This is a genomic window from Geodermatophilus sp. CPCC 205761 (assembly GCF_051383655.1).
Lineage (GTDB): Bacteria > Actinomycetota > Actinomycetes > Mycobacteriales > Geodermatophilaceae > Geodermatophilus.
The window spans coordinates 66423-90670 of record NZ_JALPKQ010000017.1 but is presented as its reverse complement, the minus strand read 5'-3'; the positions used below and the strand labels follow the sequence as shown (position 1 = coordinate 90670).

At 74.3% G+C, this 24248-nt stretch carries 25 protein-coding genes and 1 riboswitch; of the genes, 14 read left to right on the top strand and 11 right to left on the bottom strand.

Translation table 11 applies throughout. The annotated features are described in order from the left end of the window. Positions 1-7: 7 nt before the first annotated feature. Entirely contained in the window at positions 8-355 is a 348-nt protein-coding gene (locus MY526_RS12785) for a lycopene cyclase domain-containing protein (RefSeq protein WP_436693393.1), read from the bottom strand. Positions 356-365: 10 nt separating this feature from the next. Continuing rightward, a complete protein-coding gene (locus tag MY526_RS12780; protein WP_436693391.1) occupies positions 366-689 on the bottom strand; it encodes an Rv2175c family DNA-binding protein in 324 nt (107 codons plus the stop codon). A 91-nt stretch (positions 690-780) separates the two neighbouring features. Further along, positions 781-867, top strand: a riboswitch (ZMP/ZTP riboswitch). A 27-nt stretch (positions 868-894) separates the two neighbouring features. Here MY526_RS12780 and MY526_RS12775 point away from each other — a divergent pair. The 6 genes from MY526_RS12775 to MY526_RS12750 all read left to right on the top strand — a co-directional run bounded on the left by MY526_RS12775 (position 895) and on the right by MY526_RS12750 (position 7800). Next, positions 895-2352: a glycine hydroxymethyltransferase gene (locus tag MY526_RS12775; RefSeq protein ID WP_436693389.1), complete on the top strand. Its 1458-nt coding sequence runs from the start codon at positions 895-897 to the stop codon at positions 2350-2352. A 97-nt stretch (positions 2353-2449) separates the two neighbouring features. Beyond that, entirely contained in the window at positions 2450-4444 is a 1995-nt protein-coding gene (gene pknB, locus MY526_RS12770) for a Stk1 family PASTA domain-containing Ser/Thr kinase (protein ID WP_436704019.1), read from the top strand. A 30-nt stretch (positions 4445-4474) separates the two neighbouring features. Further along, on the top strand, positions 4475-5371 hold the full coding sequence (locus tag MY526_RS12765; protein WP_436704018.1) for a deoxyribonuclease IV: 897 nt from the start codon (positions 4475-4477) through the stop codon (positions 5369-5371). 289 nt (positions 5372-5660) lie between these two features. After that, positions 5661-5858 (top strand): (2Fe-2S)-binding protein, encoded by a 198-nt coding sequence (locus MY526_RS12760; protein ID WP_436693383.1) that lies wholly within the window; start codon positions 5661-5663, stop codon positions 5856-5858. A gap of 91 nt (positions 5859-5949) precedes the next feature. Continuing rightward, positions 5950-6444 carry a bacterioferritin gene (gene bfr, locus MY526_RS12755; protein WP_436704017.1) on the top strand — a complete coding sequence of 165 codons (495 nt, stop codon included), beginning with the start codon at positions 5950-5952 and terminating at the stop codon, positions 6442-6444. A gap of 183 nt (positions 6445-6627) precedes the next feature. Next, positions 6628-7800, top strand: a complete 1173-nt coding sequence (locus MY526_RS12750) for a S8 family peptidase (protein WP_436693379.1) — start codon at positions 6628-6630, stop codon at positions 7798-7800. A gap of 43 nt (positions 7801-7843) precedes the next feature. Here MY526_RS12750 and MY526_RS12745 read toward each other — a convergent pair whose 3' ends face one another. The 3 genes from MY526_RS12745 to MY526_RS12735 are packed head-to-tail and all read right to left on the bottom strand — an operon-like array spanning position 7844 to position 11272. Next, the gene (locus MY526_RS12745; protein ID WP_436704016.1) at positions 7844-8887 is read right to left on the bottom strand and encodes a threonine aldolase family protein; all 1044 of its coding nucleotides are present in this window, start codon (positions 8885-8887) and stop codon (positions 7844-7846) included. Further along, the gene (locus MY526_RS12740; protein ID WP_436693375.1) at positions 8880-10217 is read right to left on the bottom strand and encodes a class II 3-deoxy-7-phosphoheptulonate synthase; all 1338 of its coding nucleotides are present in this window, start codon (positions 10215-10217) and stop codon (positions 8880-8882) included. The genes MY526_RS12745 and MY526_RS12740 overlap by 8 nt, the downstream gene beginning before the upstream one ends. Positions 10218-10246: 29 nt before the next feature. Next, entirely contained in the window at positions 10247-11272 is a 1026-nt protein-coding gene (locus tag MY526_RS12735) for a 6-phosphofructokinase (RefSeq protein WP_436693373.1), read from the bottom strand. A 79-nt stretch (positions 11273-11351) separates the two neighbouring features. On the opposite strand from MY526_RS12735, the gene MY526_RS12730 reads away from it, so the two are divergent. Together MY526_RS12730 and MY526_RS12725 are read left to right on the top strand one after the other, a co-directional pair. Then, positions 11352-12239, top strand: coding sequence for an NmrA family NAD(P)-binding protein (locus tag MY526_RS12730; protein WP_436693371.1), 888 nt, complete (start codon positions 11352-11354; stop codon positions 12237-12239). A 126-nt stretch (positions 12240-12365) separates the two neighbouring features. Then, positions 12366-13226 carry an MBL fold metallo-hydrolase gene (locus tag MY526_RS12725; RefSeq protein WP_436693369.1) on the top strand — a complete coding sequence of 287 codons (861 nt, stop codon included), beginning with the start codon at positions 12366-12368 and terminating at the stop codon, positions 13224-13226. A 21-nt stretch (positions 13227-13247) separates the two neighbouring features. Here MY526_RS12725 and MY526_RS12720 read toward each other — a convergent pair whose 3' ends face one another. After that, positions 13248-13733 carry a polyadenylate-specific 3'-exoribonuclease AS gene (locus MY526_RS12720; RefSeq protein WP_436693367.1) on the bottom strand — a complete coding sequence of 162 codons (486 nt, stop codon included), beginning with the start codon at positions 13731-13733 and terminating at the stop codon, positions 13248-13250. 78 nt (positions 13734-13811) lie between these two features. Here MY526_RS12720 and glpK point away from each other — a divergent pair, with 78 nt between their 5' ends. Both glpK and MY526_RS12710 read left to right on the top strand, forming a co-directional pair. Next, positions 13812-15287 (top strand): glycerol kinase GlpK, encoded by a 1476-nt coding sequence (glpK, locus tag MY526_RS12715; protein ID WP_436693365.1) that lies wholly within the window; start codon positions 13812-13814, stop codon positions 15285-15287. Positions 15288-15318: 31 nt separating this feature from the next. Beyond that, positions 15319-15588, top strand: a complete 270-nt coding sequence (locus MY526_RS12710; RefSeq protein ID WP_436693363.1) for a DUF6221 family protein — start codon at positions 15319-15321, stop codon at positions 15586-15588. Positions 15589-15648: 60 nt separating this feature from the next. On the opposite strand, the gene MY526_RS12705 is transcribed toward MY526_RS12710, so the two are convergent. Then, complete coding sequence (locus tag MY526_RS12705; RefSeq protein ID WP_436693361.1) at positions 15649-16413, bottom strand: lysophospholipid acyltransferase family protein; 765 nt, start codon at positions 16411-16413, stop codon at positions 15649-15651. 122 nt (positions 16414-16535) lie between these two features. Between MY526_RS12705 and MY526_RS12700 the strand changes: the two genes are divergently transcribed. From MY526_RS12700 to MY526_RS12690, 3 genes are all read left to right on the top strand, one after another. Beyond that, complete coding sequence (locus MY526_RS12700) at positions 16536-17336, top strand: alpha/beta hydrolase (RefSeq protein ID WP_436704015.1); 801 nt, start codon at positions 16536-16538, stop codon at positions 17334-17336. After that, positions 17333-18019 (top strand): hypothetical protein, encoded by a 687-nt coding sequence (locus MY526_RS12695; RefSeq protein ID WP_436693357.1) that lies wholly within the window; start codon positions 17333-17335, stop codon positions 18017-18019. Before MY526_RS12700 ends, MY526_RS12695 begins: the two co-directional genes overlap by 4 nt. 71 nt (positions 18020-18090) lie before the next feature. Beyond that, positions 18091-19326, top strand: coding sequence for a TIGR00300 family protein (locus tag MY526_RS12690; RefSeq protein ID WP_436693355.1), 1236 nt, complete (start codon positions 18091-18093; stop codon positions 19324-19326). A gap of 41 nt (positions 19327-19367) precedes the next feature. Here the strand turns inward: MY526_RS12690 and MY526_RS12685 are convergent, their stop codons facing one another. The 4 genes from MY526_RS12685 to MY526_RS12670 are packed head-to-tail and all read right to left on the bottom strand — an operon-like array spanning position 19368 to position 22284. Beyond that, positions 19368-20360, bottom strand: a complete 993-nt coding sequence (locus tag MY526_RS12685; RefSeq protein WP_436693353.1) for an ROK family protein — start codon at positions 20358-20360, stop codon at positions 19368-19370. Continuing rightward, positions 20361-20687: a hypothetical protein gene (locus tag MY526_RS12680; RefSeq protein ID WP_436693351.1), complete on the bottom strand. Its 327-nt coding sequence runs from the start codon at positions 20685-20687 to the stop codon at positions 20361-20363. After that, a complete protein-coding gene (locus tag MY526_RS12675; RefSeq protein ID WP_436693349.1) occupies positions 20684-21844 on the bottom strand; it encodes an ArsA family ATPase in 1161 nt (386 codons plus the stop codon). The genes MY526_RS12680 and MY526_RS12675 overlap by 4 nt, the downstream gene beginning before the upstream one ends. Positions 21845-21849: 5 nt before the next feature. Then, positions 21850-22284 (bottom strand): SRPBCC family protein, encoded by a 435-nt coding sequence (locus MY526_RS12670; RefSeq protein WP_436693347.1) that lies wholly within the window; start codon positions 22282-22284, stop codon positions 21850-21852. A gap of 156 nt (positions 22285-22440) precedes the next feature. Here MY526_RS12670 and MY526_RS12665 point away from each other — a divergent pair, with 156 nt between their 5' ends. Beyond that, entirely contained in the window at positions 22441-24234 is a 1794-nt protein-coding gene (locus MY526_RS12665; RefSeq protein ID WP_436693345.1) for an AMP-dependent synthetase/ligase, read from the top strand. Positions 24235-24248 lie beyond the last annotated feature (14 nt).

The window sequence follows — 24248 nt, the reverse complement described above, 5'->3', positions numbered from 1 at the left end:
GAGTAGCTCACGGCGCGTCCGCCTCCTCCGCGGGGTAGCCGGCGTCCCAGCCGGTCACCTTCCGCACCGCCTCCAGCGCCAGCACCGAGCACAGCGGGACGACGAGGAAGAACAGCACCTCCTCGACCGGGATGCCGCCGGGCAGCCGGACGCCGAGGGTCAGGGCGCCCGAGTAGTCCCAGTGACCCTGCGCGATCGCGTACAGGACCCAGACGACGAAGACGACGAACTCCGGGACGACGGCCAGCAGCAGCCGCCGCCACCGGGCGTAGACCCGCACCCGCAGCAGCAGCTCGAGGGGGGCGGTGACGACCAGGCAGCCGGCCAGCAGCGCCAGGTACGTCAGGTGCCCCACGCGCACCCCGTCAGAACGCCAGAGCCTGGGCGCGCCGGGTGACCTCGGTGTGCCGGTCGTTGCGCAGCGCCGCCACGGGCGTGCCGGGCAGCGACTCGTCGGCGCGGAACAGCCACTCGAAGACCTCCTCGTCGCTGAACCCGCCGTCCCGGAGCACGGTGATCAGGCCGGGCAGGTGCTTGAGGACGGCGCCGTCCTGCAGGAAGTCGGCCGGTATCCGGCCGTTGCCGCTGCCGGGCACCGCCATGAGCTTGCGCTCGCGCAGCAACTGGCGGACCCGGTTGGGCGAGACCCCCAGGACTGCGGCGACCTCCGCGGGGGTGAGCGTCTCCATGGGGTCCGAGCCTATGGCCCGCTCCGGCGGGCGCCGCCGACGTCCCCCCGGGACACCGTTCCGGCCGCTCCCGGCCGCGCGGCTAGGATCGCTCCGGGGCCGTGACTGGCGCATCGAGGTGGGACCGACCACCGGGGAGCGGCCCGCACCAACCCCGCCGGGCGCCTGGGCACCTCCTGAGTCGACACCCGCGCTGGAGCCCCCCATGACCGACGTCACCGCCCCCACCGACGCCGCCACCGCATCCGCGGCCTACCGCAGTGCCCTGGAGGTCATCGGGGCCGTGGAGCCCCGCGTGGCCGAGGCCATCGGCGCCGAGCTCGCCGACCAGCGGTCCTCGCTCAAGCTCATCGCCAGCGAGAACTACGCCAGCCCGGCCGTGCTGCTGACCATGGGCAACTGGTTCAGCGACAAGTACGCCGAGGGCACCGTCGGGCACCGCTTCTACGCCGGCTGCCAGAACGTCGACACCGTCGAGGCGCTGGCCGCCGAGCACGCCCGCGAGCTGTTCGGCGCCCCCTACGCCTACGTGCAGCCGCACTCGGGCATCGACGCCAACCTGGTCGCCTTCTGGGCGGTGCTGGCCTCCCGCGTCGAGGCGCCGGCACTGGAGAAGGCCGGCGTCCGGCACGTCAACGAGCTCACCGACGCGGACTGGGCGACGCTGCGCCGGGCCCTCGGCGACCAGCGGATGCTCGGCATGTCGCTGGACGCCGGCGGCCACCTCACCCACGGCTTCCGACCCAACATCAGCGGCAAGATGTTCGAGCAGTCCTCCTACGGCACCGACCCCGCCACCGGGCTGCTCGACTACGCCGCCGTGCGCGCGCGGGCCCGCGAGTTCCGGCCACTGATCCTCATCGCCGGCTACTCCGCCTATCCGCGCCGGGTGGACTTCGCGGCCATGCGGGAGATCGCCGACGAGGTGGGTGCCACGCTGGTCGTCGACATGGCGCACTTCGCCGGGCTGGTCGCCGGCAAGGTGTTCACCGGCGACTTCGACCCGGTGCCGCACGCGCACGTCGTCACCACCACCACGCACAAGTCGCTGCGCGGGCCGCGCGGCGGCATGGTGCTCGCCCAGCCCGAGTTCGCCGACGCGGTCGACCGCGGCTGCCCGATGGTGCTCGGCGGCCCGCTGCCGCACGTCATGGCCGCGAAGGCCGTCGCGCTGGCCGAGGCGCGCCGTCCGGAGTTCGCCGGCTACGCCCAGGCGGTGGCCGACAACGCGCAGAGCCTCGCGGAGGGCCTGACCCGGCGCGGCGCCACCCTGGTGACCGGCGGCACCGACAACCACCTGGTGCTCATCGACGTCTCGAACTTCGGGCTCACCGGGCGGCAGGCGGAGTCCGCGCTGCTCGACGCCGGCATCGTCACCAACCGCAACGCCGTCCCGGCCGACCCGAACGGCGCCTGGTACACCTCCGGCATCCGGCTGGGCACGCCCGCGCTCACCACCCGCGGCTTCGGGGCGGCCGACTTCGACCGCACCGCGGAGCTGATCGTCGACGTCCTCTCGGGCACCACGCCCACCGCCACCCGCGACGGCTCGCCCTCGAAGGCCAAGTACGCGACGACGGACGGGCTGGCCGACCGGACCCGTGCCGCAGCCGCGGAGCTGCTGGCGGAGCACCCGCTCTACCCCGGCCTCGACCTGGCCTGAAGGGCAGGAGGTGGCCGGTGTGACGGGTGAACCGCCACACCGGTCACACCCGCGTGTAGGAGCGGCGAACAGCTCCGTCACTCCTACACTCGACCAGGTGGAGACCGCCGTGACCGACCCCGTGGTCGGCCTCGTCCTGGAGGGGCGCTACCACCTCCAGGAGCGGCTGGCGCGCGGCGGCATGTCGACCGTCTACGCCGCCCAGGACCTGCGGCTGCACCGGACGGTCGCGGTCAAGGTCATGGCCGAGCACCTGGCGCACGACCCCACGTTCGTCGACCGGTTCACCCGCGAGGCGCGGGCCGCGGCGATGCTCAGCCACCCCAACGTCGTCTCGGTCAGCGACCAGGGCAGCGACCAGGGCCTGGTCTTCCTCGTCATGGAGCTGGTCCGCGGGCGCACGCTGCGCGACCTCCTCCAGGCCCGCGGCCGGCTCACCATCGGCGAGGCGTTCGCCGTCCTCGAGCCCGTCCTGTCCGGCCTGACCGCCGCGCACCGCGCCGGCATCGTGCACCGCGACATCAAGCCGGAGAACGTCCTCATCGGGCAGGACGGCGTGGTGAAGGTCGCCGACTTCGGTCTGGCCCGCGCGCTCACCGGCACCGGTCAGACCAGCCACACCGGCGGCGTGCTGATCGGCACCGTCGCCTACCTCTCCCCCGAGCAGCTCGAGCGCGGCAAGGCCGACGCGCGCAGCGACGTCTACGCCGCCGGGGTCGTGCTCTTCGAGATGCTCACCGGCCACCCGCCCTACGGGGGAGACACCCCGCTCGCTGTGGCCTACCAGCACGTGCACCACGACATGCCCACGCCGTCGGACGAGGTGCCGGGCATCCCCTGGGAGGTCGACGAGCTGGTCGCCCGCACCACCCGCCGCGATCCCGCCGTCCGGCCGCTGGACGCCGGCGCCTTCCTCGCCGACCTCGAGGACGTGCGCAACGACCTCGGCATCGAGCGGGTCCCGGTGCCCACCGGCCGGAGCAACGCCGGCCCGGGCACCCTGCGCCCGACCAACCGGCCCGGCCGCCCGCGGCACCCCAGCGACCCCGGGCCCGCCGACGGCACCGAGGTGCTCGGCAGCACCGGCACGCGCCCGGGCCGCGGCTCGCGCACCTCGATGCTGCCCGGCATGGGCCCCGGCCCGACCACCGACGTGGCCGGCCGCCGCCCGCCGCTGGAGCAGCGCCGGCCCGGCGTGCCGCAGCACATCCGCCGCCGCCGCGCCCGGTTCGCCGTCGCCGTCGTCCTGCTGCTCGCGATCACCATCGGCGCGGTCGGCTGGTGGCTGGGGTCCGGCCGCTGGACGACGGTCCCGCAGCTGGTCGGCAAGGAGCAGGCGGCCGCGATCGACCTCCTGCAGGAGGCGGGGCTCACCCCCGACTGCTGCGAGGAGCAGTTCAGCGAGGAGGTCGCCGAGGGAGTCGTCATCTCCGCCGACCCCGACGGCGGTGAGGCCATCCGCGGCACCGACGTGTCGCTCGTCGTCTCCAAGGGCCCCGAGCGCTTCGAGGTCGACCCGGCGATGGTCGGCCGGCCGCTGGACGAGGTCCAGGCCGAGATCACCGATTCCATCCCCGTCGTCGCCACCGTCGTGCAGGACTACGACAACGACATCCCGGTCGGCCACGTCACCGGGTTCGAGCCCGAGGCCGGCACCGAGCTGGTGCGCGACCAGCCGCTGACCATCTTCGTCAGCCGCGGGCACGAGCCGGTGACCATCCCCGACGTCATCGGCCTGACGCCCGAGGCGGCGACGACGAACCTGGAGAACCTCGACTTCACCGTCGAGCGGACCGAGGGCCGCAGCGCCGACGTCGACGCCGGCGAGGTCATGGCGGTCACCCCGGGGGCCGGCACGCAGGCGCCGCACGAGAGCACGGTGACCATCCAGGTGTCGGTCGGGGTGCCGCAGGTGACGGTGCCGGACGTCGTCGGCAGCAGCGAGGCGGACGCGCGGGCGGCCCTGGAGGCGGCCGGGCTGAAGGTCGAGGTCAACGAGTTCTTCGGCAACCGCGTGCTGCGGCAGAGCCCGGCTGCGGGTGAGGTCGTCGACATCGGCACCCAGGTCACGATCCTGGTGACCTTCGGATAGGACGGAAGAGCTCTGCGTACTGCTCCAGGTGTGCCGCCGATCGGCGCGCACATCCAGATCAAGGGTGGACTGGCCAAGGGCGGGCTGGCCTACACCGACGCCGTCGACGCGCGCGCCGTGCAGGTCTTCGTCGGCAACCCCCGCGGCTGGCGGCTCACCGACGGCGACCCGACGCAGGACGCGCTGTTCACCGCCGGCTGCGCCGAGCGCGGCGTGCCCTCGTTCATCCACACGCCGTTCCTGGTCAACGTCGGCTCCCCCACCGAGGCCACCGTCGGGCAGTCGATCGCCACCATCGCGCACAACCTGGCCCGCGGCGCGCAGCTCGGGTGCCAGGGCGTCGTGGTGCACGCCGGTTCCGCCGTCGGCGAGGACCGCTACGACGACGCGCTGCGCCAGCTGCACGAGCGGCTCCTGCCGGTCCTCGACGCGGCCCCCGACGACGGCCCGCGACTGCTCGTCGAGCCGACGGCGGGCGGCGGCAGGTCGCTGGCCGCGACCGTCGAGGACCTCGGCCCCTACCTCGACGCGCTCGACCGGCACCCCCTGGTCGGCGTCTGCTTCGACACCTGCCACGCCTGGGCGGCCGGCCACGACCTCTCCGTCCCCGGCGGCATGACGGCCACCCTCGACGCGCTCGAGGCGAGCGTCGGTCCCGGCCGGCTCGGCCTGGTGCACGCCAACGACTCCCTCGACGAGTGCGGCTCCAAGCGGGACCGGCACACGACCATCGGGGCCGGGACCATCGGCGGCGGCGCCTACGGCACCGGCCCGTTCGCCGAGCTGCTGGCCCACCCCTCGATGGCCGGCGTCCCCCTCGTCGTGGAGACGCCCAGCGAGCGGGACGGCGTCGCGTGGGCCGGGCACGCGGGCGACATCGCGCTGCTGACGTCGCTGCGCGACGCCGGGCTGGCCGCGGCCGCCTGAGCGCGACGGGTCGACCCCCGACCGCGGTCGGCCGGCGCGTGCTGTTCGTGACCGCCGATCTGCACCGGCTGGTCGCACGGATCGCTGCCGGCCTGGCGGTGTGATCACCTCCCGTGGGTGGCGGCGGATCCGCGGCCGACACCGCCGCGGACGTGTGGTGATCACCGGCGAAGCCGAGGGCGTACGTCAGAAGTCCCGGTACAGAACCGTCCGGTGACCCTTGGCACACCGCTGAGGCTCAGCTAAGTTAGGCGTGCCTTTCCTTCCCCTGGCCTCAGGAGCGCCGCGCGTGTACGTCTGCCTCTGCTTCGCCGTCAGCGAGAACCAGCTGGCCGGTGTGATCGCCGACGGAGCGCGCACCGAGGAGGAGGTCGGTGAGGTCAGCGGCGCCGGCACCGGCTGCGGCAGCTGCCTGGACCGCATCTGCGACCGGCTGCGCGCCGCCGACCCGCTGCACGGCCTGGAGCTCCGCGAGCCCGCTGCCTGAGGACAGGCTGTGCATGGCAAGGCCGACCTGAGTTCCTCGGCTGCCGGCGATCCCCGCTAGCCTCCGTCCCAGCCGAGACAGGAGGAGCGCCATGCAGGGTGACGCACGGGTCATCGAGTACCTCAACGAGCAGCTGACCAGCGAGCTCACCGCCATCAACCAGTACTTCCTGCACGCGAAGATGCAGGCGAACTGGGGCTACAACAAGCTCGCCAAGCACACCCGTGACGAGTCCATCGAGGAGATGACCCACGCGGAGCGGCTGACCGACCGCATCCTCTTCCTCGAGGGCCTGCCGAACTACCAGAAGCTGCTGCCCCTGCGGATCGGGCAGACCGTGCGCGAGCAGTTCGAGTCCGACATGACGGTCGAGGTCGAGGTGCTGGCTCGGCTGCGCGAGGCCATCCCCTACTGCGAGTCGGTGGGTGACCGCGTCAGCAAGAACCTCTTCGAGGAGATCCTCGCCGACGAGGAGCACCACATCGACTACCTCGAGACCCAGCTGCACCTGCTCGACACCCTCGGTGAGGCGCTCTATCTGGCCGGCCAGATCGAGCACCCGACGCCCGGCGACCACGCCGAGTAGTCGCACGCGCAACGGGCCCGCACCCTCCGGGGGCGGGCCCGTCGACGTGTCCGGGACCGACGCTGCTCCCCGGGCGTCACACACGTAACGCCTCTGCGTGGTAACTGGATGTGATCTCTCCCGCCGTGTTCGCTGTCGGAGCCCCGGCCCCGGGGCCCCGATGACCGAACCCAGGAGAGTCCTGTGCCCTCGCGCCGAACCCTGGCCTCCGCCCTCGCGGCGCTGGCCGTCGCTGGTCTGGGGGCCGCGGCCGCTCCGGCGTCCGCCGCCCCTGGTGACGCCACACCCGGCTCGCCACTCAGCTCCTACATCGTCACCGTGGACCCCGGGACGCTCCCCGCGGCCGCCGCCGAGCGCGCACGGGGACTGGGTGGGCGGATCGACCACGTGTACACCGAGGCGCTGCACGGGTTCGCCGTCACGCTGGCGCCCGCCGCCGCCCGCCGTCTGGCCGACCTCCCTGGCATGGTCGAGGTCGTGGCCGACCAGCCGGTGCAGGCCACCGCGACCCAAGCCCGCGCACCCTGGGGCCTCGACCGCATCGACCAGCGCAAACTCCCCCTCAGCGGCTCCTACACCTACTCGGCCACCAGTTCCGCGGTCACCGCGTTCGTCGTCGACACGGGCATCCGCACCGCACACTCGCAGTTCGGTGGACGGGCGAGAGCGGGATACGACGCCTGGGGTGGGACCGCGCAGGACTGCAACGGCCACGGGACCCACGTCGCCGGCACCATCGGCGGGTCCACCTACGGCGTGGCCAAGGGCGTGTCGCTGGTCGCCGTGCGAGTGCTCGACTGCCGCGGCAACGGCAGCGTCGCCGGTGTCATCGCCGGCCTGGACTGGATCATCGGACACCCCGCCCCCGGGGCCGCCGTCGTGAACATGAGCCTCAGCGGCCCGGCCAGCACCGAACTCGACGAGGCGGTGGCGCGGGTCATCGCCAGCGGCGTCACCGTCGCAGTGGCCGCGGGCAACGGCGACGCGGCCGGCGTCCCGCAGGACGCCTGCAGCGTCTCCCCGGCCCGTGTCGACACCGCCCTGACCGTCGGGGCGACCGACCGGAACGACGCCGCCGCCTCCTTCAGCAACAACGGCGCGTGCGTCGACCTCTTCGCACCCGGCGTGGGGATCACCAGTGCCTGGCACACGAACAACAAGGCGACCAGCACGATCAGCGGGACGTCGATGGCCACGCCCCACGTCGCCGGGGTGGCGGCGCTGTATCTGCAGGGCGCGCCGACGGCTGTCCCGTCGGCTGTGGCCACGGCGGTCCTGAACGCCGCCTCTGACGGGGTGGTGGTCACGGACACGGGGAAGACGCCGAACGACGACCTGTTGTACAGCACCTGGTGACCGAGGCGCCGGGCCGTCCCACGAGGGGCGGCCCGGCCCCGGTTCAGCGGTCCAGGATGCCCGCGAGCACGTCGGCGGCGCGGTCGACCGCCGCCCGGTCCACGTCCAGGTGCGTGACCAGCCGGACCCGCCGCGGGCTCACCTGGGACACGAGCACGCCCTGCGCCTTCGCCGCCTCGGCGACCAGCGGCGCCGGGACGTCGTCCAGCACGACCATGTTCGTCTCGACCGTCGCCGGGTCGACCCCGAGCCGCTTGGCCAGCAGGCGCGCGTGCTCGTGGTCCCCGGCCAGCCGGGCCACGTGGTGGTCCAGCGCGTACAGCCCGGCCGCGGCGAGGACGCCGGCCTGCCGCATCCCCCCGCCGAGGCGCTTGCGCCACAGCCGGCCGGCCGCGATCCGCTCCGCCGCGGCGACCAGCACCGACCCGACCGGCGCGCCCAGTCCCTTGGACAGGCAGACCGACGCGGTGTCGGCGAGCCGTCCGTAGGTCGCCAGGTCGATCCCGGCGGCGACGGAGGCGTTGAACAGCCGGGCCCCGTCCAGGTGGACGGCCACGCCGGCCTCCCGCGACCACGCCCACAGCCGCTCGAGCTGCGCCAGCGGCTGCACCAGGCCGCCGCCGCGGTTGTGGGTGTTCTCCACGGCGATCGCGGCGGTGGCGGTCAGGTGCCAGTCGTCGCGCGGGCGCACCTGGGCGATCAGCGCGTCGGCGTCCAGCCGGCCGCTGGCCGCTGTCCCGCCCTCCTGCCCCCCACCACCAGAGACCACTGTGCGCGTCGAGATGCCGAACACCGCGGCCGCGGCACCCATCTCGTAGGTGACCACGTGCGCGTCGGCGTCGCAGAGCACCTCCTGGCCCGGCTCGCAGACCAGGCGCATGCCGATCTGGTTGCCCATGGTCCCCGAGGGCACGAACAGCGCCGCCTCGTGGCCCAGCAGGCCGGCGACCCGCTCCTCCAGCGCCCGGATCGTCGGGTCCTCGCCGTAGACGTCGTCCCCGACCTCGGCGTCGGCCATCGCCCGGCGCATGCCGGGCGACGGCCTCGTGACGGTGTCGGAGCGGAGGTCGACGAGCGCTTCAGCCACGCAGCATCTCGGCGACGAGGAAGGCCAGCTCCAGCGACTGGCCGGTGTTCAGTCGCGGGTCGCAGGCCGTCTCGTACCGGCTGTTGAGGTCCTCGTCGCTGATCTCCATCGCGCCGCCGAGGCACTCGGTGACGTCCTCGCCGGTGAGCTCGACATGGATGCCGCCCGGCCAGGTGCCCAGCGCCCGGTGGACGTCGAAGAAGCCGAGCACCTCGTCGACGATGCGGTCGAAGTGCCGGGTCTTGTAGCCGGTGGAGGACTCGTGCGTGTTGCCGTGCATCGGGTCGCACTGCCACACGACCGAGTGCCCGCTGGCGGTGACCTTCTCGACGATCGCCGGGAGGACGTCGCGGATCTTGCCGTTGCCCATCCGGCTGATCATGGTCAGCCGGCCGGGGATGCCCTCGGGATCCAGCCGCTCGACCAGCTCGGTGGCCTGCTCCGGCGTCGTCGTCGGGCCGATCTTGACGCCGATCGGGTTGGCGATCCGCGACATGAACTCCACGTGCGCACCGTCGAGCTGGCGGGTCCGCTCGCCGATCCAGACGAAGTGCGCCGACGAGGCGTAGGGCCGGCCGCCGTGCACCCGCAGCAGCGCCCGCTCGTAGTCGAGGATGAGCGCCTCGTGGCTGTTGTAGAGCTCGACGCCGCGCAGCGCGGTGTCGTCCACGCCGCACGCCTTCATGAACGCCAGCGCCCTGTCGATCTCCCGCGCGATCACCTCGTACCGCACCCCGGCCGGGGAGTTGGCGACGAAGTCCTTGTTCCAGTCGTGGACCGCGTGCAGGTCGGCCAGCCCGCCGCGCGCGTAGGCGCGGATCATGTTCATGGCCGCCGCGGAGTTGGCGTAGGCGCGCACCAGGCGGTGCGGATCCGGGATGCGCTGCTCGAGCACCGGCTCGAGCGCGTTGACCATGTCGCCCCGGTAGGAGGGCAGGCCGAGCGCGTCGATGTTCGACGACCGCGGCTTGGCGTACTGACCGGCGACCCGCCCGACCTTCACCACCGGCACGCTGGCGCCGTAGGTGAGGACGACGGCCATCTGCAGCAGCGTCCGCGTGGTGCTCTGCAGGTGCGCGTCGGTGTTGAGGTCGAAGGTCTCCGCGCAGTCGCCGCCCTGCAGCAGGAACGCCCGGCCCTGCGCCACCTCCGCCAGCCTGCCGCGCAGCTCGTCGACCTCGGAGGGGGCGACGATCGGCGGGACCGAGGAGAGGGTGGACAGGACGGAGTCCAGTGCGGCCCGGTCGGGCCACTCCGGCTGCTGGGCGGCGGGCAGCTCACGCCACCGGTCCAGGCCGGGAACCACATCCGCGGGGTCGGTGAGGGTCACGCCTCCACAGGGTACGGGTGCCCCGCCGGTCAGCCGAAGAAGACCTCCACCTCCGCGTAGCGCTCCACCGGCACCAGCTTGAGCTGAGCGGTCGCCGCCGACAGCGGCACCTGGACGATGTCGGTGCCGCGCAGGGCGACCATGACCCCGGACTGCCCGTCGTGGACCGCGTCCACGGCGGCCAGCCCGAAGCGGGTGGCCAGCACCCGGTCGAAGGGGGACGGCGTGCCGCCGCGCTGGATGTGGCCCAGCACGACCGCCCGCGCCTCGCGGCCGGTGCGGTGCTCGATCAGCGAGGCCAGCGCGGTGCCGATACCCCCGAGCCGGACGTGCCCGAAGGCGTCCTTCTCCCCCGCGGCCAGCACGAGGTCCCCGCCCTTGGCCACCGCCCCCTCGGAGACGACGACGATCGGCGAGTAGCCGGAGTCGAACCGGTGCTGGCAGTGACCGACGACGGCGTCGACGTCGAAGGGCTGCTCGGGGATGAGGACGACGGTGGCACCCCCGGCCATCCCGGCGTGCAGCGCGATCCAGCCGGCGTGCCGGCCCATGACCTCGACGACCAGCGTGCGGTGGTGGCTGTCGCCGGTGGTGTGCAGCCGGTCGATCGCCTCGGTGGCCACCCCCAGCGCGGTGTCGAAGCCGAACGTGTAGTCGGTGGCGTCCAGGTCGTTGTCGATGGTCTTCGGGACCCCGACCACCCGCACGCCGGCGTCGGCCAGCTTCGTGGCCACGCCGAGGGTGTCCTCCCCGCCGATGGGGATGAGCGCGTCGATGCTCAGCTTCTCGAGGGTGGCCATCACCCGGTCCACGCCGCCCTCCAGCGCGTACGGGTTGGTGCGGGACGTGCCGAGCACGGTGCCGCCGCGCGGCAGGATGCCGCGGACGGCGCGCAGGTCCATCGGCACGGTGTCGGCGTCGAGGACCCCGCGCCAGCCGTCGCGGAACCCGACGACCTCGTCGCCGTGCTGGCTGATGCTCTTGCGGACGACGGCTCGGATGACCGCGTTGAGGCCCGGGCAGTCACCGCCGCCGGTCAGGATGCCGATGCGCATGGGGGTCCTCCGCGGGAAGGGTTCGCGCTGCTCAGGGGTTGGTGCGGGCCATGATGCCGCACCTCGCCCGGTCGCACTCGTGAGCCGCACCATCGCCGTCTCCGGGGCCACCGGCGCCCTCGGCGGCCGGGTCGCCCGCCGCCTGGCCGGGCGGGACGACGTGGCGCTCCGGCTGGTCGTCCGCGACCCGGCCCGCGCACCGCGGCTGCCGGGCGTCTCGGTCGCGGCCGCGCCGGACGGGTACGCCGACGGCCCGGGGTTCGCAGCCGCGCTGGCCGGCGTGCACACCCTGTACCTGGTGTCCGCGGCCGAGGCCGAGGACCGCGTGCAGCAGCACCTCACCGCCGTCCGGGCCGCCGCGGACGCCGGCGTCCAGCGGATCGTCTACACCTCGTTCCTCGGCGCCGCACCCGACGCCGTCTTCACCCTGGCCCGCCAGCACGCGGTCACCGAGGACGCGATCTCTGCCACCGGCGTGCGGGCCACCTTCCTGCGGCACGCGATGTACGCCGACTTCGTGCCGTTCTTCGCCACCCTCGAGGAGGGCCGGGCGGTGATCGCCGCGCCGGCCGGCGACGGGCGGGCGGCGTTCGTGTCCCGGGACGACTGCGCCGACGTCGCGGCGGCGGCACTGCTCGACGACTCCGCCGCCCTCGACGGGCAGACGCTCGAGGTGACCGGCCCCGAGGCGCTGTCGCTGGACGACGCCGCCGCCGTCCTCACCCAGGTCTGCGGCCTGCCCGCGGTCTACCGCCGGCAGACCGTCGAGGAGGCGTGGGCGACCCGCCGGCCCTCCGGTCACCCCGACTGGGAGATCGAGGGCTGGGTGACCAGCTACCTCGCGATCGCCGCCGGGGAGCTGGCCGCCGTCACCGACGTCGTCCCCGCGCTCACCGGGCGCCCGGCGCGGACGGTGGCCGAGCACCTGCGCGCCCACCCCGGGGACTGGGCGCACCTGCGGCCCTGAGCCGGGCCGCGGAGCGGCGCCCGGCTGGAGCACAAGTGCCCTGGCCCGCGGCCCCCGGCGCGCCTAGCTTCGCCGGCGAGCGGGCTCAGCTCCGGCGCCGCTCCGCACCACAGCCGGAGGTGTCCCATGGACAGTCCCTACCGGGCCTCGGCCGACGTCCACGTGCTGCCCGCCAACCTGGAGCTCCCCGGGATGGGCGTCCTGCCGGTCAACGCCTACCTCATCACCGCCGAGGAACCGGTGCTCGTCGACACCGGCCTCGGCGTCGACGAGGACGACTTCGTCGACGCGCTGAGCTCGCTCATCGCCCCGGAGCGGCTGCGGTGGATCTGGCTCACCCACGACGACGCCGACCACACCGGCAGCCTCCGGCGCGTCATGGAGCTGGCACCGCAGGCCAGGCTGGTCACCCACGGGTTCTCGGCCCTGCGGATGTCGACGTGGTGGCCGCTGCCGATGGACCGGGTGCACGCCATCCGGCCCGGCGACGAGATCCACGTCGGGGACCGCACGCTCACCGCCGTCGCGCCGCCGCTGTTCGACAACCCGACGTCCACCGGGCTGCTCGACCGCTCCACGGGCGCGCTGTTCAGCGTCGACGCGTTCGGCGCGATCCTGCCGGAGCCGACGCAGTCGGCCGCCGACGTGCCGCCGGAGGCGCTCGCGGGCGGCATGCTCGGCTGGGCGACGTCGGACTCGCCGTGGGTGCACCTCACCGAGCCGGCCGAGTTCGGCCAGGTCCTCGACCGGGTGCGCCGGATCCGGCCCACCCGGATCTTCTCCTCGCACCTCCCCGCCGCCGAGGGGACGGCGCTCGAGGACTTCCTGGCGGTGCTGCAGCAGGTGCCGTCGGCCGAGCCCTTCGTGCCGCCGAGCGCCGACGAGTTCACCCAGCTGGTCGCCGCGCTGACCGAGATGCAGCGCGCCGGGGTGCCGGTGCCGCGGACCGAGGCCGCGCCGGAGACGACCCCCGTGCGCCCCGGCTGACCGTCGCGGAGCCTGCCCGGGTCAGCGCCGGGCGCCGTCCATCGCCTGCCACCGGGCCAGGTTGTAGCGGGCGTCCACCAGCGCGTCGTGCACACCGGCGGGCTTGGCCGGGAGCGGGGGCTGCCCCAGGTCGTCCCAGCGCTGCCGCAGCTCGCGGGTGAAGCGCGGGATCGGCCGGGGCAGCGCCGGCATCGCGCCCCACAGCTGGCACAGCGCGACGTGGTCGTAGGCGGCGAACCACGCCCACAGCTCGATCTCCTCGCCCGGGCCGGTGAGGAAGGCCAGCAGGTCGTCGCGGATCCGCTGCCGGCTGCGCCAGGCCCGGTCGGCCGGCGGCGGCAGCTGGTCGAGCACGTTGCGCCGCACCCAGGGGATCGCCCGGGCCGGGTCGAACTCGGTGCTGACCGCGTAGAACTCGCGGCCGGTCTCGTCGACGACGCCGATGCTCACCAGGTCGATCGTCGAGCCGTCCTCGATGAACTCGGTGTCGTAGAAGAACCGCCGCACACCGTCCACCGTAGGCGGCGGACCTGCGCCGACTCCGCTCCCGGTCCACTTCCAGCCGGTCGGGATAAGTTGCCCCCCATGCCGGTGCTGGCGATCGACGCGGGGACGACCGGGGTGACGGCCCTGGTCGTGGGCGAGGACGGCGAGGTCCTCTCCCGCGGGTACCGCGAGTTCGCGCAGCTGTTCCCCCGCCCGGGATGGGTCGAGCACGAGCCCGAGGACATCTGGACGGCGGCCCTCGCGGCCTGCCGGCAGGCGCTCGCCGGCACCGCCGCGCAGCCGACCTGCGTCGGGATCACCGACCAGCGGGAGACCGCGGTGGTGTGGGACCGGCGCACCGGCCGGGCCCCCCGGCCGGCCATCGTCTGGCAGGACCGGCGCACCAGCGGCATCTGCGACCGGCTCCGCGACGCCGGGCACGAGCCGCGCGTCGCCGAGCTGACCGGGCTGCGGTTGGACCCCTACTTCACCGGCACCAAGTACGCCTGGCTGGCCGGCGAGGAGCCCGGCCTGTGGGAGGGGGTCCACGGCGGGGCGCTGGCCCTGGGCACCGTCGACTCGTTCGTCGTCTCCCGGCTGACCGGCGGGGCCGCGCACGTCACCGACCCCAGCAACGCCTCCCGCACGCTGCTCTACGACCTGGAGCGCGGCGGCTGGTCCGACGAGCTGTGCGCGCTGTTCGGCGTCCCCCGGTCGGCGCTGCCCGAGGTGGTGCCCAGCTCCGGCGTCGTGGGCACCACCGACCCCGACGCGTTCCTCGGCCTGGCGCTGCCGGTCGCCGGCATCGCCGGTGACCAGCAGGCCGCGCTGTTCGGCCAGGCCTGCTACTCCCCCGGGATGAGCAAGTGCACGTACGGGACCGGCTCGTTCGTGCTCACCAACACCGGCACCTCGCCCGTCCGCTCCGGCGCCGGGCTGCTCACCACCGTGGCCTGGGACCTCGGCGACGGGCTGGTCTACGCCCTCGAGGGATCCATCTTCGTCACCGGCGCCGCCGTGCAGTGGCTGCGCGACGGGCTCGGCCTCATCGACTCCGCCGCCGAGATCGAGGGCCTGGCCCGCACCGTCCCCGACTCCGGCGACCTGGTCTTCGTCCCCGCGCTCACCGGCATGGGCGCGCCGCACTGGGACCCGCACGCACGCGGCGCGATCGTGGGCATCACCCGCGGCACCACGCGCGCACACCTCGCCCGGGCCACGCTGGAGGCGATCGCCTTCGAGGTGCGCGACGTCGTCGACGTCATGGTCACCGAGGCCGGGCTGGAGGTGCCGGAGCTGTCGGCCGACGGCGGCGCCAGCGCCAACGACCTGCTGCTGCAACTGCAGGCCGACCAGCTCGGCGTCCCGGTCCGGCGGCCGGTGGTCACCGAGACCACGGCGCTCGGCGCGGCGTTCCTCGCCGGCCTCGGTACCGGGGTCTGGGAGACCACCGACGAGCTGTCCCGCACCTGGTCCCTCGACCGCCGGTTCGAGCCCGAGCCCGGGCGCCGGGACGACGGCCGGCACACCCGCTGGCGCGACGCCGTCGGCCGCGCCGGCCGCTGGACCTCCTGACCTCCCCCTACACCTGGAGTGACACCCCCGCATGCGAGATCCAGACCTCGTCGCCTTCCTGCTGGCCCGCTTCGACGAGGACGAGGAGGCCGCCCGCTTCGTGCAGCTCAGCCCGGCGCCGACCAACCGTGCCCTCGTCGAGCACGTGCTCCGGGACGTGGAGGCCAAGCGGCAGCTGGTCCAGTACTTCCGCGACCTCGAGGGCCGGGGGCTGACCGGCGGCACGATGGACCACGCGCTGCGGCTGATCGCGCAGACCTACAGCTCGCACGCGCACTACCGCGACGAGTGGCGGCCGTGATCGGCCCCCTCCAGGGCACCGCCCCGACCCTGAGAGAGGCGGGGAGGAGGGGGTCCTCTCTCAGCCGGCCAGCGACTCCGGGGCGCGGTCCCCGGCCTCGTCGACGGGCGGCTGCATCCGCATGACGACCTCGGAGGCGCTGGCGCCCGTGGCGTCCATCGACTTCTTGACCGTGGCGCCGTAGACGTCGACGTACTCCTGCGCCGACAGCGTCATGATCTCGTACATGATCTCGTCGGTGATCGACCGCTCGACGAACCGGTCCCCGGCCAGCCCCTCGTAGCGGCTGAAGTCCAGCGGCTGGCCGAAGCGCACGCTCACCTTGGGCAGCCTGGTGCCGATGAGCGGCAGCCGGCGCCGCCGGTAGACCATCGCCACCGGGACGACGGGGACGCCGGTCTCCAGCGCCATGCGGGCGACGCCGGTCTTGCCGCGGAACAGCCGCCCGTCGGGCGAGCGGGTGCCCTCGGGGTAGATGCCCAGCAGCCCGCCGTCCTGCAGGATGCGCAGCCCGGTGCGGATCGCGTTCTCCGCGGCCGAGGCGCTGGACCGGTCGATCGGCACCTGCCCGGCGCCGGAGAAGAAGGCGCGCTGCAGGAGACCCTTCACGCCCGAGCCGGTGAAGTACTCCGCCTTGGCGAGAAAGGTGACCCGCCGGCGCACGCACAGGGGCATGAACACCCAGTCGGCCGCGGACAGGTGGTTGCTGGCCAGGATCGCCGCGCCACTCCGGGGGACGCTGTCCACGCCCTCGACCTGCGGCCTCAACACCAGCTTCACGACCGGACCGATCGCCACGAACTTGAGGAACCAGTAGAACAACACGCCTCCCTCGGGGGCTGCCAGACTAGGGAGCCCGGTGGCCGATGGACAACGTGAGGTCCCTTTCCGCCGGTCCCGCCGCCCTGCCGGTCGGCATCGCCGCCCGACGTCGAGGAGGACCTCCCGTGCCCACAGACCACGCACCCGCACCGGGCGTGCGACCCGGGGCCGAGCCGTTCGCCTTCCCGGGCGGCCCGGGCGGGAGCGGCACCGGTGTGCTGCTGGTGCACGGGTTCACCGGCTCGCCGTTCAGCATGCGGCCCTGGGGCGAGCACCTGGCCGCCGAGGGCTTCGCCGTCCGGGCGCCGCTGCTGCCCGGCCACGGCACCCGCTGGCAGGACTGCAACCTCGCCACCGAGCAGGACTGGGTGGACGCCGTCACCGGAGGACTGGACGCCCTGACCGCCGAGTGCGACCGGGTGGTCGTCGCCGGGCTGTCGATGGGCGGCACCCTGGCGATCCGGCTGGCGGAGTTGCGACCGGACGACGTCGCGGGCCTGGTGCTGGTCAACCCGTCGCTGCTGACCGAGCGGCTGGACGCCAAGCTGCTGCCGCTGCTGGCCCGGCTGACCCCCAGCTGGAAGGCCATCGCCGACGACATCAAGAAGCCCGGCGTCACCGAGCTCGCCTACCCCCAGCTGCCCACCCGCGCGGTGCTGGGCCTGCGGCGGCTCTGGACGGCGACCCGTGCCGACCTCGGCCGGGTCACCGCTCCCCTGCTGGTCTTCCGCAGCGTCACCGACCACGTCGTCGAGCCGGCATCGGTGCGGGTGCTGCTGGCCGGTGTGTCGAGCACCGACACCGCCGAGGTGCTCCTCGAGGACAGCTACCACGTGGCCACCCTCGACAACGACGCCCCACGCATCTTCGCGGACTCGGTCGACTGGATCCGCGCCCGCGTACCGGCCCTGGAGGAGGGCGCGTGAGCACGCCGCACCGCGGCCGGGGCCGCCGGGACAACGGGCTGGACGCCGCACTCTGGGCGCCGCTGCGCGACGTCGACCCGCGGGTCGGTGAGCACCTGCTCGACGTGCTGCGCGACGCCGGCATCGCCGCGTACCTGGAGCCGTCGGCGGACGTGGAGCCCTACACGCGGACCGTCTCGCTGCCGAGCCCGCCGGCCGATCGGCTCTTCGTCGACCGCGGCCGCGCCGCGGAGGCCCGCCTGCTGGTCGAGCAGCAGGCCGACGAGCACGTGCAGGAACGCACCCGGGCGCCGCGCGCGGCCCGCCTGGACGTCGACGAGGACGCCGAGTGGGCCCGGATCGTGGCCGCGTTCGAGGCCGAGAACGGCCGCCCCGGAGTCGACGAGGACCCCTCCCCCGCCGGGCCCCCGCCGCCCGCGGAGCCGGAGGTCCTCGACCGCCCGGACGAGCACTACGAGCCGCCGCCGCCCCCGCCGGTGCCGGCGCCGGCGCCCGCCTCGCTGTACGCGGTCCTGCTCATCGCGGCCGGGGCGGTCCTCGTCGTCGCCCCGCGGGTGCTGGGCCTGACCTCCGACGTGGGACTGGTGCTCGGGGTGGCCGCCGTCGTCGGCGGGGTGGCGCTGCTGGTGTCCCGCATGCGGGAGCGGTCCACGGACGACGGCGACGACGGCGCCGTGGTCTAGCGGCCCGCTCCCGGATCCGCCCCGGGTGCGAGGGGTGGGGAGGAGGGGGTCGGTTCACTAGCGTGCGACGGGTGGATGCCGCAGCGCACTCGACGACCGTCCGGCTGACCGGGCACCTGATGGACACCGGCATCCTCGCCCGGGTGCTCGACGACGTCCTCGAGTACGGCGGCGACTACCGCATCGAGGACCTCGACCTCGGCCGGGAGCACGAGGACGAGTCCCGCGCGACCGTGCGGATCAGCGCCGGCGACGCCGAACTGCTCGACCGCATCGTCATGCGGTTGCAGACCCACGGCGCCAACGCCGTCGACCCGGGGACCGCGACCACCCGCCCCGCCCCGGCCGACGGCGTCTTCCCCGAGGACTTCTACTCGACGACCAACCTGGACACCGTCGTCCGGCTGGACCGCGAGTGGGTGCCGGTCGACCGGGCCGAGATGGACTGCGGGCTGGTGGTCAGCGAGGAGGGCGGGCGGGTCGTCGTCCGCACCGTGCCGGTGAGCGACGTGCGGGCCGGGGACGCCGTGGTCTGCGGAGCGCGCGGCGTGCAGGTGCAGATGCCGCCCTCGGTGGCCCGAGGCGAGGAGGAGGCGTTCGGCTTCATGTCCTCGGCCGCCTCCAGCGAGAAGCCGCAGGTGGTGCTGGTCCGGCAGATCGCCGAGCGGATGCGGGAGGTGAAGGCGGCCGGGCGGAAGGTGCTCTGGGTGGGCGGGCCGGCCGTCGTCCACACCGGGGCGGCGCCGGCGATGGTGCGCCTGGTCGACGCCGGCTACGTCGACGTCCTGTTCGCCGGCAACGCGCTGGCCACCCACGACATCGAGTCCGCGCTGTACGGCACCTCCCTCGGCGTGGACCTGGCCAAGGGCTCGGGGGTGCCGCACGGCCACGAGCACCACATCCGGGCGATCAACACCATCCGGCGGGCGGGGTCGATCGCGGCGGCGGTCGAGTCCGGCGTCCTGACCGGCGGGGTCATGCACGCAATGGTGCGGGCCGGCAAGCCGTTCGTGCTGGTGGGGTCAGTGCGCGACGACGGCCCGCTCCCCGATGTCCACACCGACGTGATCGAGGGTCAGCGGGCCATGCGCGCCCAGCTGCCCGGCGTCGGCTTCGCGATCATGGTGGCGACGATGCTGCACGCGATCGCGACCGGGAACATCCTCCCGGCATCGGTGCCGCTGGTGTGCGTGGACATCAACCCGGCGACGGTCACCAAGCTCGCCGACCGCGGCAGCGCCCAGGCGATGGGCATCGTCACCGACATCGGCCTGTTCCTCGAGCAGCTCGCCCGCGAGCTGACGTGATGGAGGGGATCCGTCGGCGTGACGCCGACGGATCCCCTCCATCAGCCGTCGCCTTCCGCGACCGCGCGGCGCACCAGGTCGGCCGCGCCCACCAGCCCGGCCTGCGCGCCCAGCCGGGCGGCCACGACCCGCGGGCCGGGCCGGAACCCGCGGCCGGGCAGCGCCCGGTCCAGCCGCTCGCGGGCCGGGCCGAGCACCATCTCGCCGAGCACGCTGACGCCGCCGCCGATGACCACCACCTCCGGGTCGAGGACAGCGGCGAGGTCGGCGATGCCCTGCCCGAGCCAGGACCCGACCTCGGCCAGCAGCTCCAGCGCCAGCGGATCGCCCTCGGCCGCGGCCCGGGCGACGTCCTCACCGGTCAGCCGGTCGGCGTCGCCGTCCACCCGTTCCAGCAGCAGCGCCGCGGCCGCCGGCGAGTTGCGCGCCACCTCGCGGGCGGTGTGACCGAGGGCGGTGCCGCTGGCGTACTGCTCCCAGCACCCGCGGTTGCCGCAGGCGCACAGCCGCCCGTCGGGGACCACGCGCATGTGGCCCCACTCCCCCGCCACGCCGTGCGAGCCGCGCTGCAGCCGCCCGCCCATGACGATGCCCCCGCCGATGCCGGTGCCCAGGGTGATCATCAGCGCCAGGTCGGCGGCCGCAGCCGCGCCGTAGCGGTACTCCGCCCACGCGGCGGCGTCGGCGTCGTTGCCCACCCACATCGGGCGCTGCAGCCGGTCGGCGAGGTCCTTGCGCAGCGTCGAGTTCCGCCAGGCCAGGTGCGGGCTGAACAGCACGGTGTCGCCGGTCCGGTCGAACCAGCCCGCCGCGCCCACCCCGACGCCGACCAGCGGCCCCCCGTGCCAGAGCGCGAGCTCCTCGACCACCGCGACGATCGCGTCCTCGGTCTCCACCACCGACGCTCCCGGCGTGGCGCGGCGGGCGGTCGCCAGGACCGTCCCGTCGGGGGCGACGAGACCGCCGGCCACCTTCGTGCCGCCGATGTCGATGCCGAGCGCGGGCAGCTCGGCGGCGGTGCCGGTGGCGGCCACTCAGGCGATCTCGATCCGCTGCACGACCGGCTCCGCGGGCCCCTGGCCCTGCTCCGGTTCCGCGACGGGCGGCTCGGCCGGGGTGGACGCCGACTCGGCGAAGGACCGCAGCGCGGCCGACGCCGCATCCAGCAGGTCGGCCAGCGCCGCCGTCACCTCGGGACGCTCGCCGCGGACCACCGCCGCGACCTGGCAGACCGGGCACCAGCGGCAGTCGGCCGGGTGCGCGGTGGTGCCGTCCGCCGGCCCCCGGGCCTGGCCCAGGGTCTGGCCGAGGCCGGCCGCCAGTCGGCGCGCCTGCTCGAGCCAGTCGGCTGTGTCGGTCATGTGCTGCTCCCCTCGGCGGCCAGGAGGTCGGCCGGCCACTGCTGCGGATCGGGTGTGAAGGTGACCTCGAGCCGGGCCCGTGCGGTGCCGGCGTCGGCGAGGTGGCCGGAGGTGACCAGGCAACGGCGCAGCAGGGCGTCCAGGCGGACCGACCGGCGGGCGCCCGCCACGGTCACCACGAGGTCGTCGCCCCTGCGGGTCAGGTCCAGCCCCCTGCGCTCGGCGAAGGGCAGCGGCAGCACCAGCCGCCGGCCACCGTCCACCCGCTGGGTCGCCGGCCGGTACGGCGCGGCCGGGGCGGGGACGTCGTCGAGCGGCAGGAGGTCGGCCAGCGCCCGCGCGTCGCCCGGGGACGTCGGGGACTCCTCGACGCAGCGCACCGGGGCCAGCTCGGCCAGCGACGCGAGAACGGCGTCCTGCTCGGCCAGCCGCCGGGTCCACCACGGACCGTCCCCTGCGGAGGGCAGCACCCGGACGAGGACGGCCGCCGGCCGCTGCCCGTGCAGCGCCAGCGCGGTGACCGCGGTCCGCAGCGCCGGGACGACGTCCGGACGCGGAGCGGCCACGAGCCGGACCTGCGTGGTGGCGGGGTCGGCCAGGTCCACCGACCGGATCAGCCGCTCGATCCCGGGCACCGCGTCCAAGGCGACGTCGACCGGTCCCCGCTTGACCGTCCCGGCGCGGACGGCCGCGGTCCGGACGGCGCCGAGCATGCGCAGCCGGGTCGGCAGCGCCTGGTCCAGCCACCAGCGGAGCCCGGCCGGGAGGCCGACGAGCGCCGTGCCGGACTCGAGCGGGCCGGCGTCGACCACGACGGTGTCCGCCTCGCCGGCGGCCGCCGCACGGCCCAGCCGGAGCAGCTGGGCGAGCTCGACGGCGCCGGGCACGGGCACCACGGAGCTGGCCGGGGGCAGGCTGATGCCCGGGACGACGGCGGACACCTCACCGGCGGCCACCTCCCACAGCGACTCCAGCGCGCCCAGGGGCTCCGCGTGGGCGACGGTGAGCCCCGGGACGTCGGCCAGGCCGGGGAGCGGCCGGCCGGCGCGGGTGAGCAGGAGGACGCGGTCGCCACGGCGCGCGGCGCGCACCGCCGCCGCCGTGGCCAGCGTGGACGTACCGGCCCCACCGGTACCGGTGAGGAGGAGCGTGCGCACCGGGGTCAGCCCTCGACGCGCTTCTTGAGCTCCTTGAGAGCCGTGTCGAGGATGACCTTCTCCGCCTTGCGCTTGATCATGCCGAGCATCGGGATGGACAGGTCGATGGTGATCGCGTAGGTGACCTCGGTGCGGCCCGGCGCGGCCTCGGCGAGGGTGTAGGAGCCCTCCTGCCGCTTCTGCATCTGACCCTTGACCAGGTTCCACGACACCCGCCGGTCGCCGTCCCAGGTGTAGTCCAGGACGTAGTCGTCCTTGACCGCGCCGGCGTCGAGCACGAAGTGCACGCGACGGGCGCGGCCGTCGGGACCGTTCTCGAGGACCTCCACCTGCTTGGCGGCCGCCACCCACTGCGGATAGGCCGGGAAGTCAGCGATGACCGCCATGACGTCGGACGCCGGCGCCTCGACGGTGATCGACTGGGTGGACTGGTCGGCCATGCGCAGCAGGCTATCCGCTCCACCGTCACCCGACGGGAGCAACACCTGGCGCCTCGTACTCACGAGTACGCGCCGGGCCGCTAGATTTGGCCGACGTCCCGCGACCGGGGCCGCAGGCGACGGGGCCGGGGCCGGGGCGGGAGGAGAGGACGAGGCGTGCGCGAGTTCAGCGTCCCGGCGACGACCGAGGTCGGCCCTGACGAGGCCATCCCCGACCTGCTCGCCACCAACGTGGCCGAGCACCGCGACGAGGTGGGCCTCCGGGTCCAGCGCGACGGCCGGTGGGAGGACGTGACCTGGGGCGAGTTCGGTGCGCAGGTCGCCGGCGTGGCCAAGGGGCTGATCGCCTCCGGCGTCCGGCCCGGGGACCGGGTGGCCCTGCAGGCCCGGACCCGCTACGAGTGGACCGTCCTCGACTTCGCGATCTGGGCGGCCGGCGCGGTCGTCGTCCCGGTGTACGAGACCTCCAGCGCCGACCAGGTCGCCTGGATCCTCTCGGACTCCGGCGCGACCGCGGCCGTCGTCGAGCGCGCCGAGCACGCCGCCGCGGTGGAGTCGGTGCGCGACCAGGCGCCGGACCTGGCCTCCGTGTGGGTCATCGAGGACGACGCCGTGGGCACGCTCACCGCAGCGGGAGCCGACGTCCCCGACGCCGAGCTCGGCGCCCGCCGGGCGACGTTGACCTCGTCCAGCCTCGCCACGCTGATCTACACCAGCGGCACGACCGGGCGGCCCAAGGGCTGCGAGCTCACGCACGCCAACTTCCTGTTCGAGATCGGCAACGGGATGAGCCTGCTCAGCCGGTTGCTCAACGAGCGGGGCTCGCTGCTGCTGTTCATCCCGCTGGCCCACGTCCTCGCCCGGGTCCTGGAGGTCGGCGCGGTCAAGACCCGCACCGTCCTCGGGCACACCGCCGACATCAGCAACCTCGTGGCCGACCTCGCCGCGTTCCAGCCGACGTTCGTCCTCGCCGTCCCCCGGGTGTTCGAGAAGGTCTTCAACCAGGCCAAGGCGAAGGCGGAGGCCGCCGGGAAGGGCAAGATCTTCGACAAGGCCGCCCGGGTCGCCATCGACTGGTCCCGCGCCACGGACGCCGGCGGCCCCGGTCTCGCGCTGCGGGCCCAGCACGTGCTGTTCGACAAGCTGGTCTACGGCAAGCTGCGCGCCGCGCTCGGTGGTCGCTGCCTCGGAGCGGTCTCCGGCGGTGCCCCGCTCGGCGAGCGGCTCGGCCACTTCTTCCGCGGCGTCGGCGTCACCGTGTACGAGGGCTACGGGCTCACCGAGACGACCGCCGCCGCGTCGGTCAACCACGACGCCGCCTTCCGCATCGGCACCGTCGGCCGGCCGCTGCCCGGCGTCGAGACCGCCATCGCCGACGACGGCGAGATCCTGATCCGCGGCGGCATCGTCATGCGCGGCTACTGGAAGAACGAGCAGGCCACGAACGAGGCCGTCGACGCCGACGGCTGGTTCCACTCCGGCGACCTCGGAGACATCGACGGCGACGGCTTCATCACGATCACCGGGCGCAAGAAGGAGATCCTGGTGACCGCCGGCGGCAAGAACGTCGCCCCCGCGGTGCTCGAGGACCGGCTGCGCGCCCACCGGCTGATCAGCCAGTGCATCGTCGTCGGCGACCAGCGTCCGTTCATCGCCGCGCTGATCACCCTCGACGAGGAGGCGCTGCCGGCCTGGCTGGAGAGCAAGGGCAAGCCGGCCGGCACGACAGCGGCCGACCTGACCGAGGACGCCGACATCCTGGCCGAGATGGACGCCGCGGTCGCCGAGGCCAACAAGGCGGTGTCGCAGGCCGAGTCGATCAAGAAGTTCCGGGTGCTCGGCGCCGACTTCACCGAGGCCAACGGCATGCTCACGCCCAGCCTGAAGCTCAAGCGGGCGGTGGTCATGAAGGAGTTCGACGCCGACGTGGAGGCCCTCTACGCCCGGTGAGCCCGGGCTCCGCC

Coding starts and splice junctions, on each gene's coding strand:
- MY526_RS12680 (WP_436693351.1), bottom strand. CDS start 20,687: ATGACCGACACAGCCGACTGGCTCGAGCAGGCGCGCCGACTGGCGGCC.
- glpK (WP_436693365.1), top strand. CDS start 13,812: ATGCCGGTGCTGGCGATCGACGCGGGGACGACCGGGGTGACGGCCCTG.
- MY526_RS12670 (WP_436693347.1), bottom strand. CDS start 22,284: ATGGCCGACCAGTCCACCCAGTCGATCACCGTCGAGGCGCCGGCGTCC.
- MY526_RS12710 (WP_436693363.1), top strand. CDS start 15,319: ATGCGAGATCCAGACCTCGTCGCCTTCCTGCTGGCCCGCTTCGACGAG.
- bfr (WP_436704017.1), top strand. CDS start 5,950: ATGCAGGGTGACGCACGGGTCATCGAGTACCTCAACGAGCAGCTGACC.
- MY526_RS12775 (WP_436693389.1), top strand. CDS start 895: ATGACCGACGTCACCGCCCCCACCGACGCCGCCACCGCATCCGCGGCC.
- MY526_RS12780 (WP_436693391.1), bottom strand. CDS start 689: ATGGAGACGCTCACCCCCGCGGAGGTCGCCGCAGTCCTGGGGGTCTCG.
- MY526_RS12735 (WP_436693373.1), bottom strand. CDS start 11,272: ATGCGCATCGGCATCCTGACCGGCGGCGGTGACTGCCCGGGCCTCAAC.
- MY526_RS12725 (WP_436693369.1), top strand. CDS start 12,366: ATGGACAGTCCCTACCGGGCCTCGGCCGACGTCCACGTGCTGCCCGCC.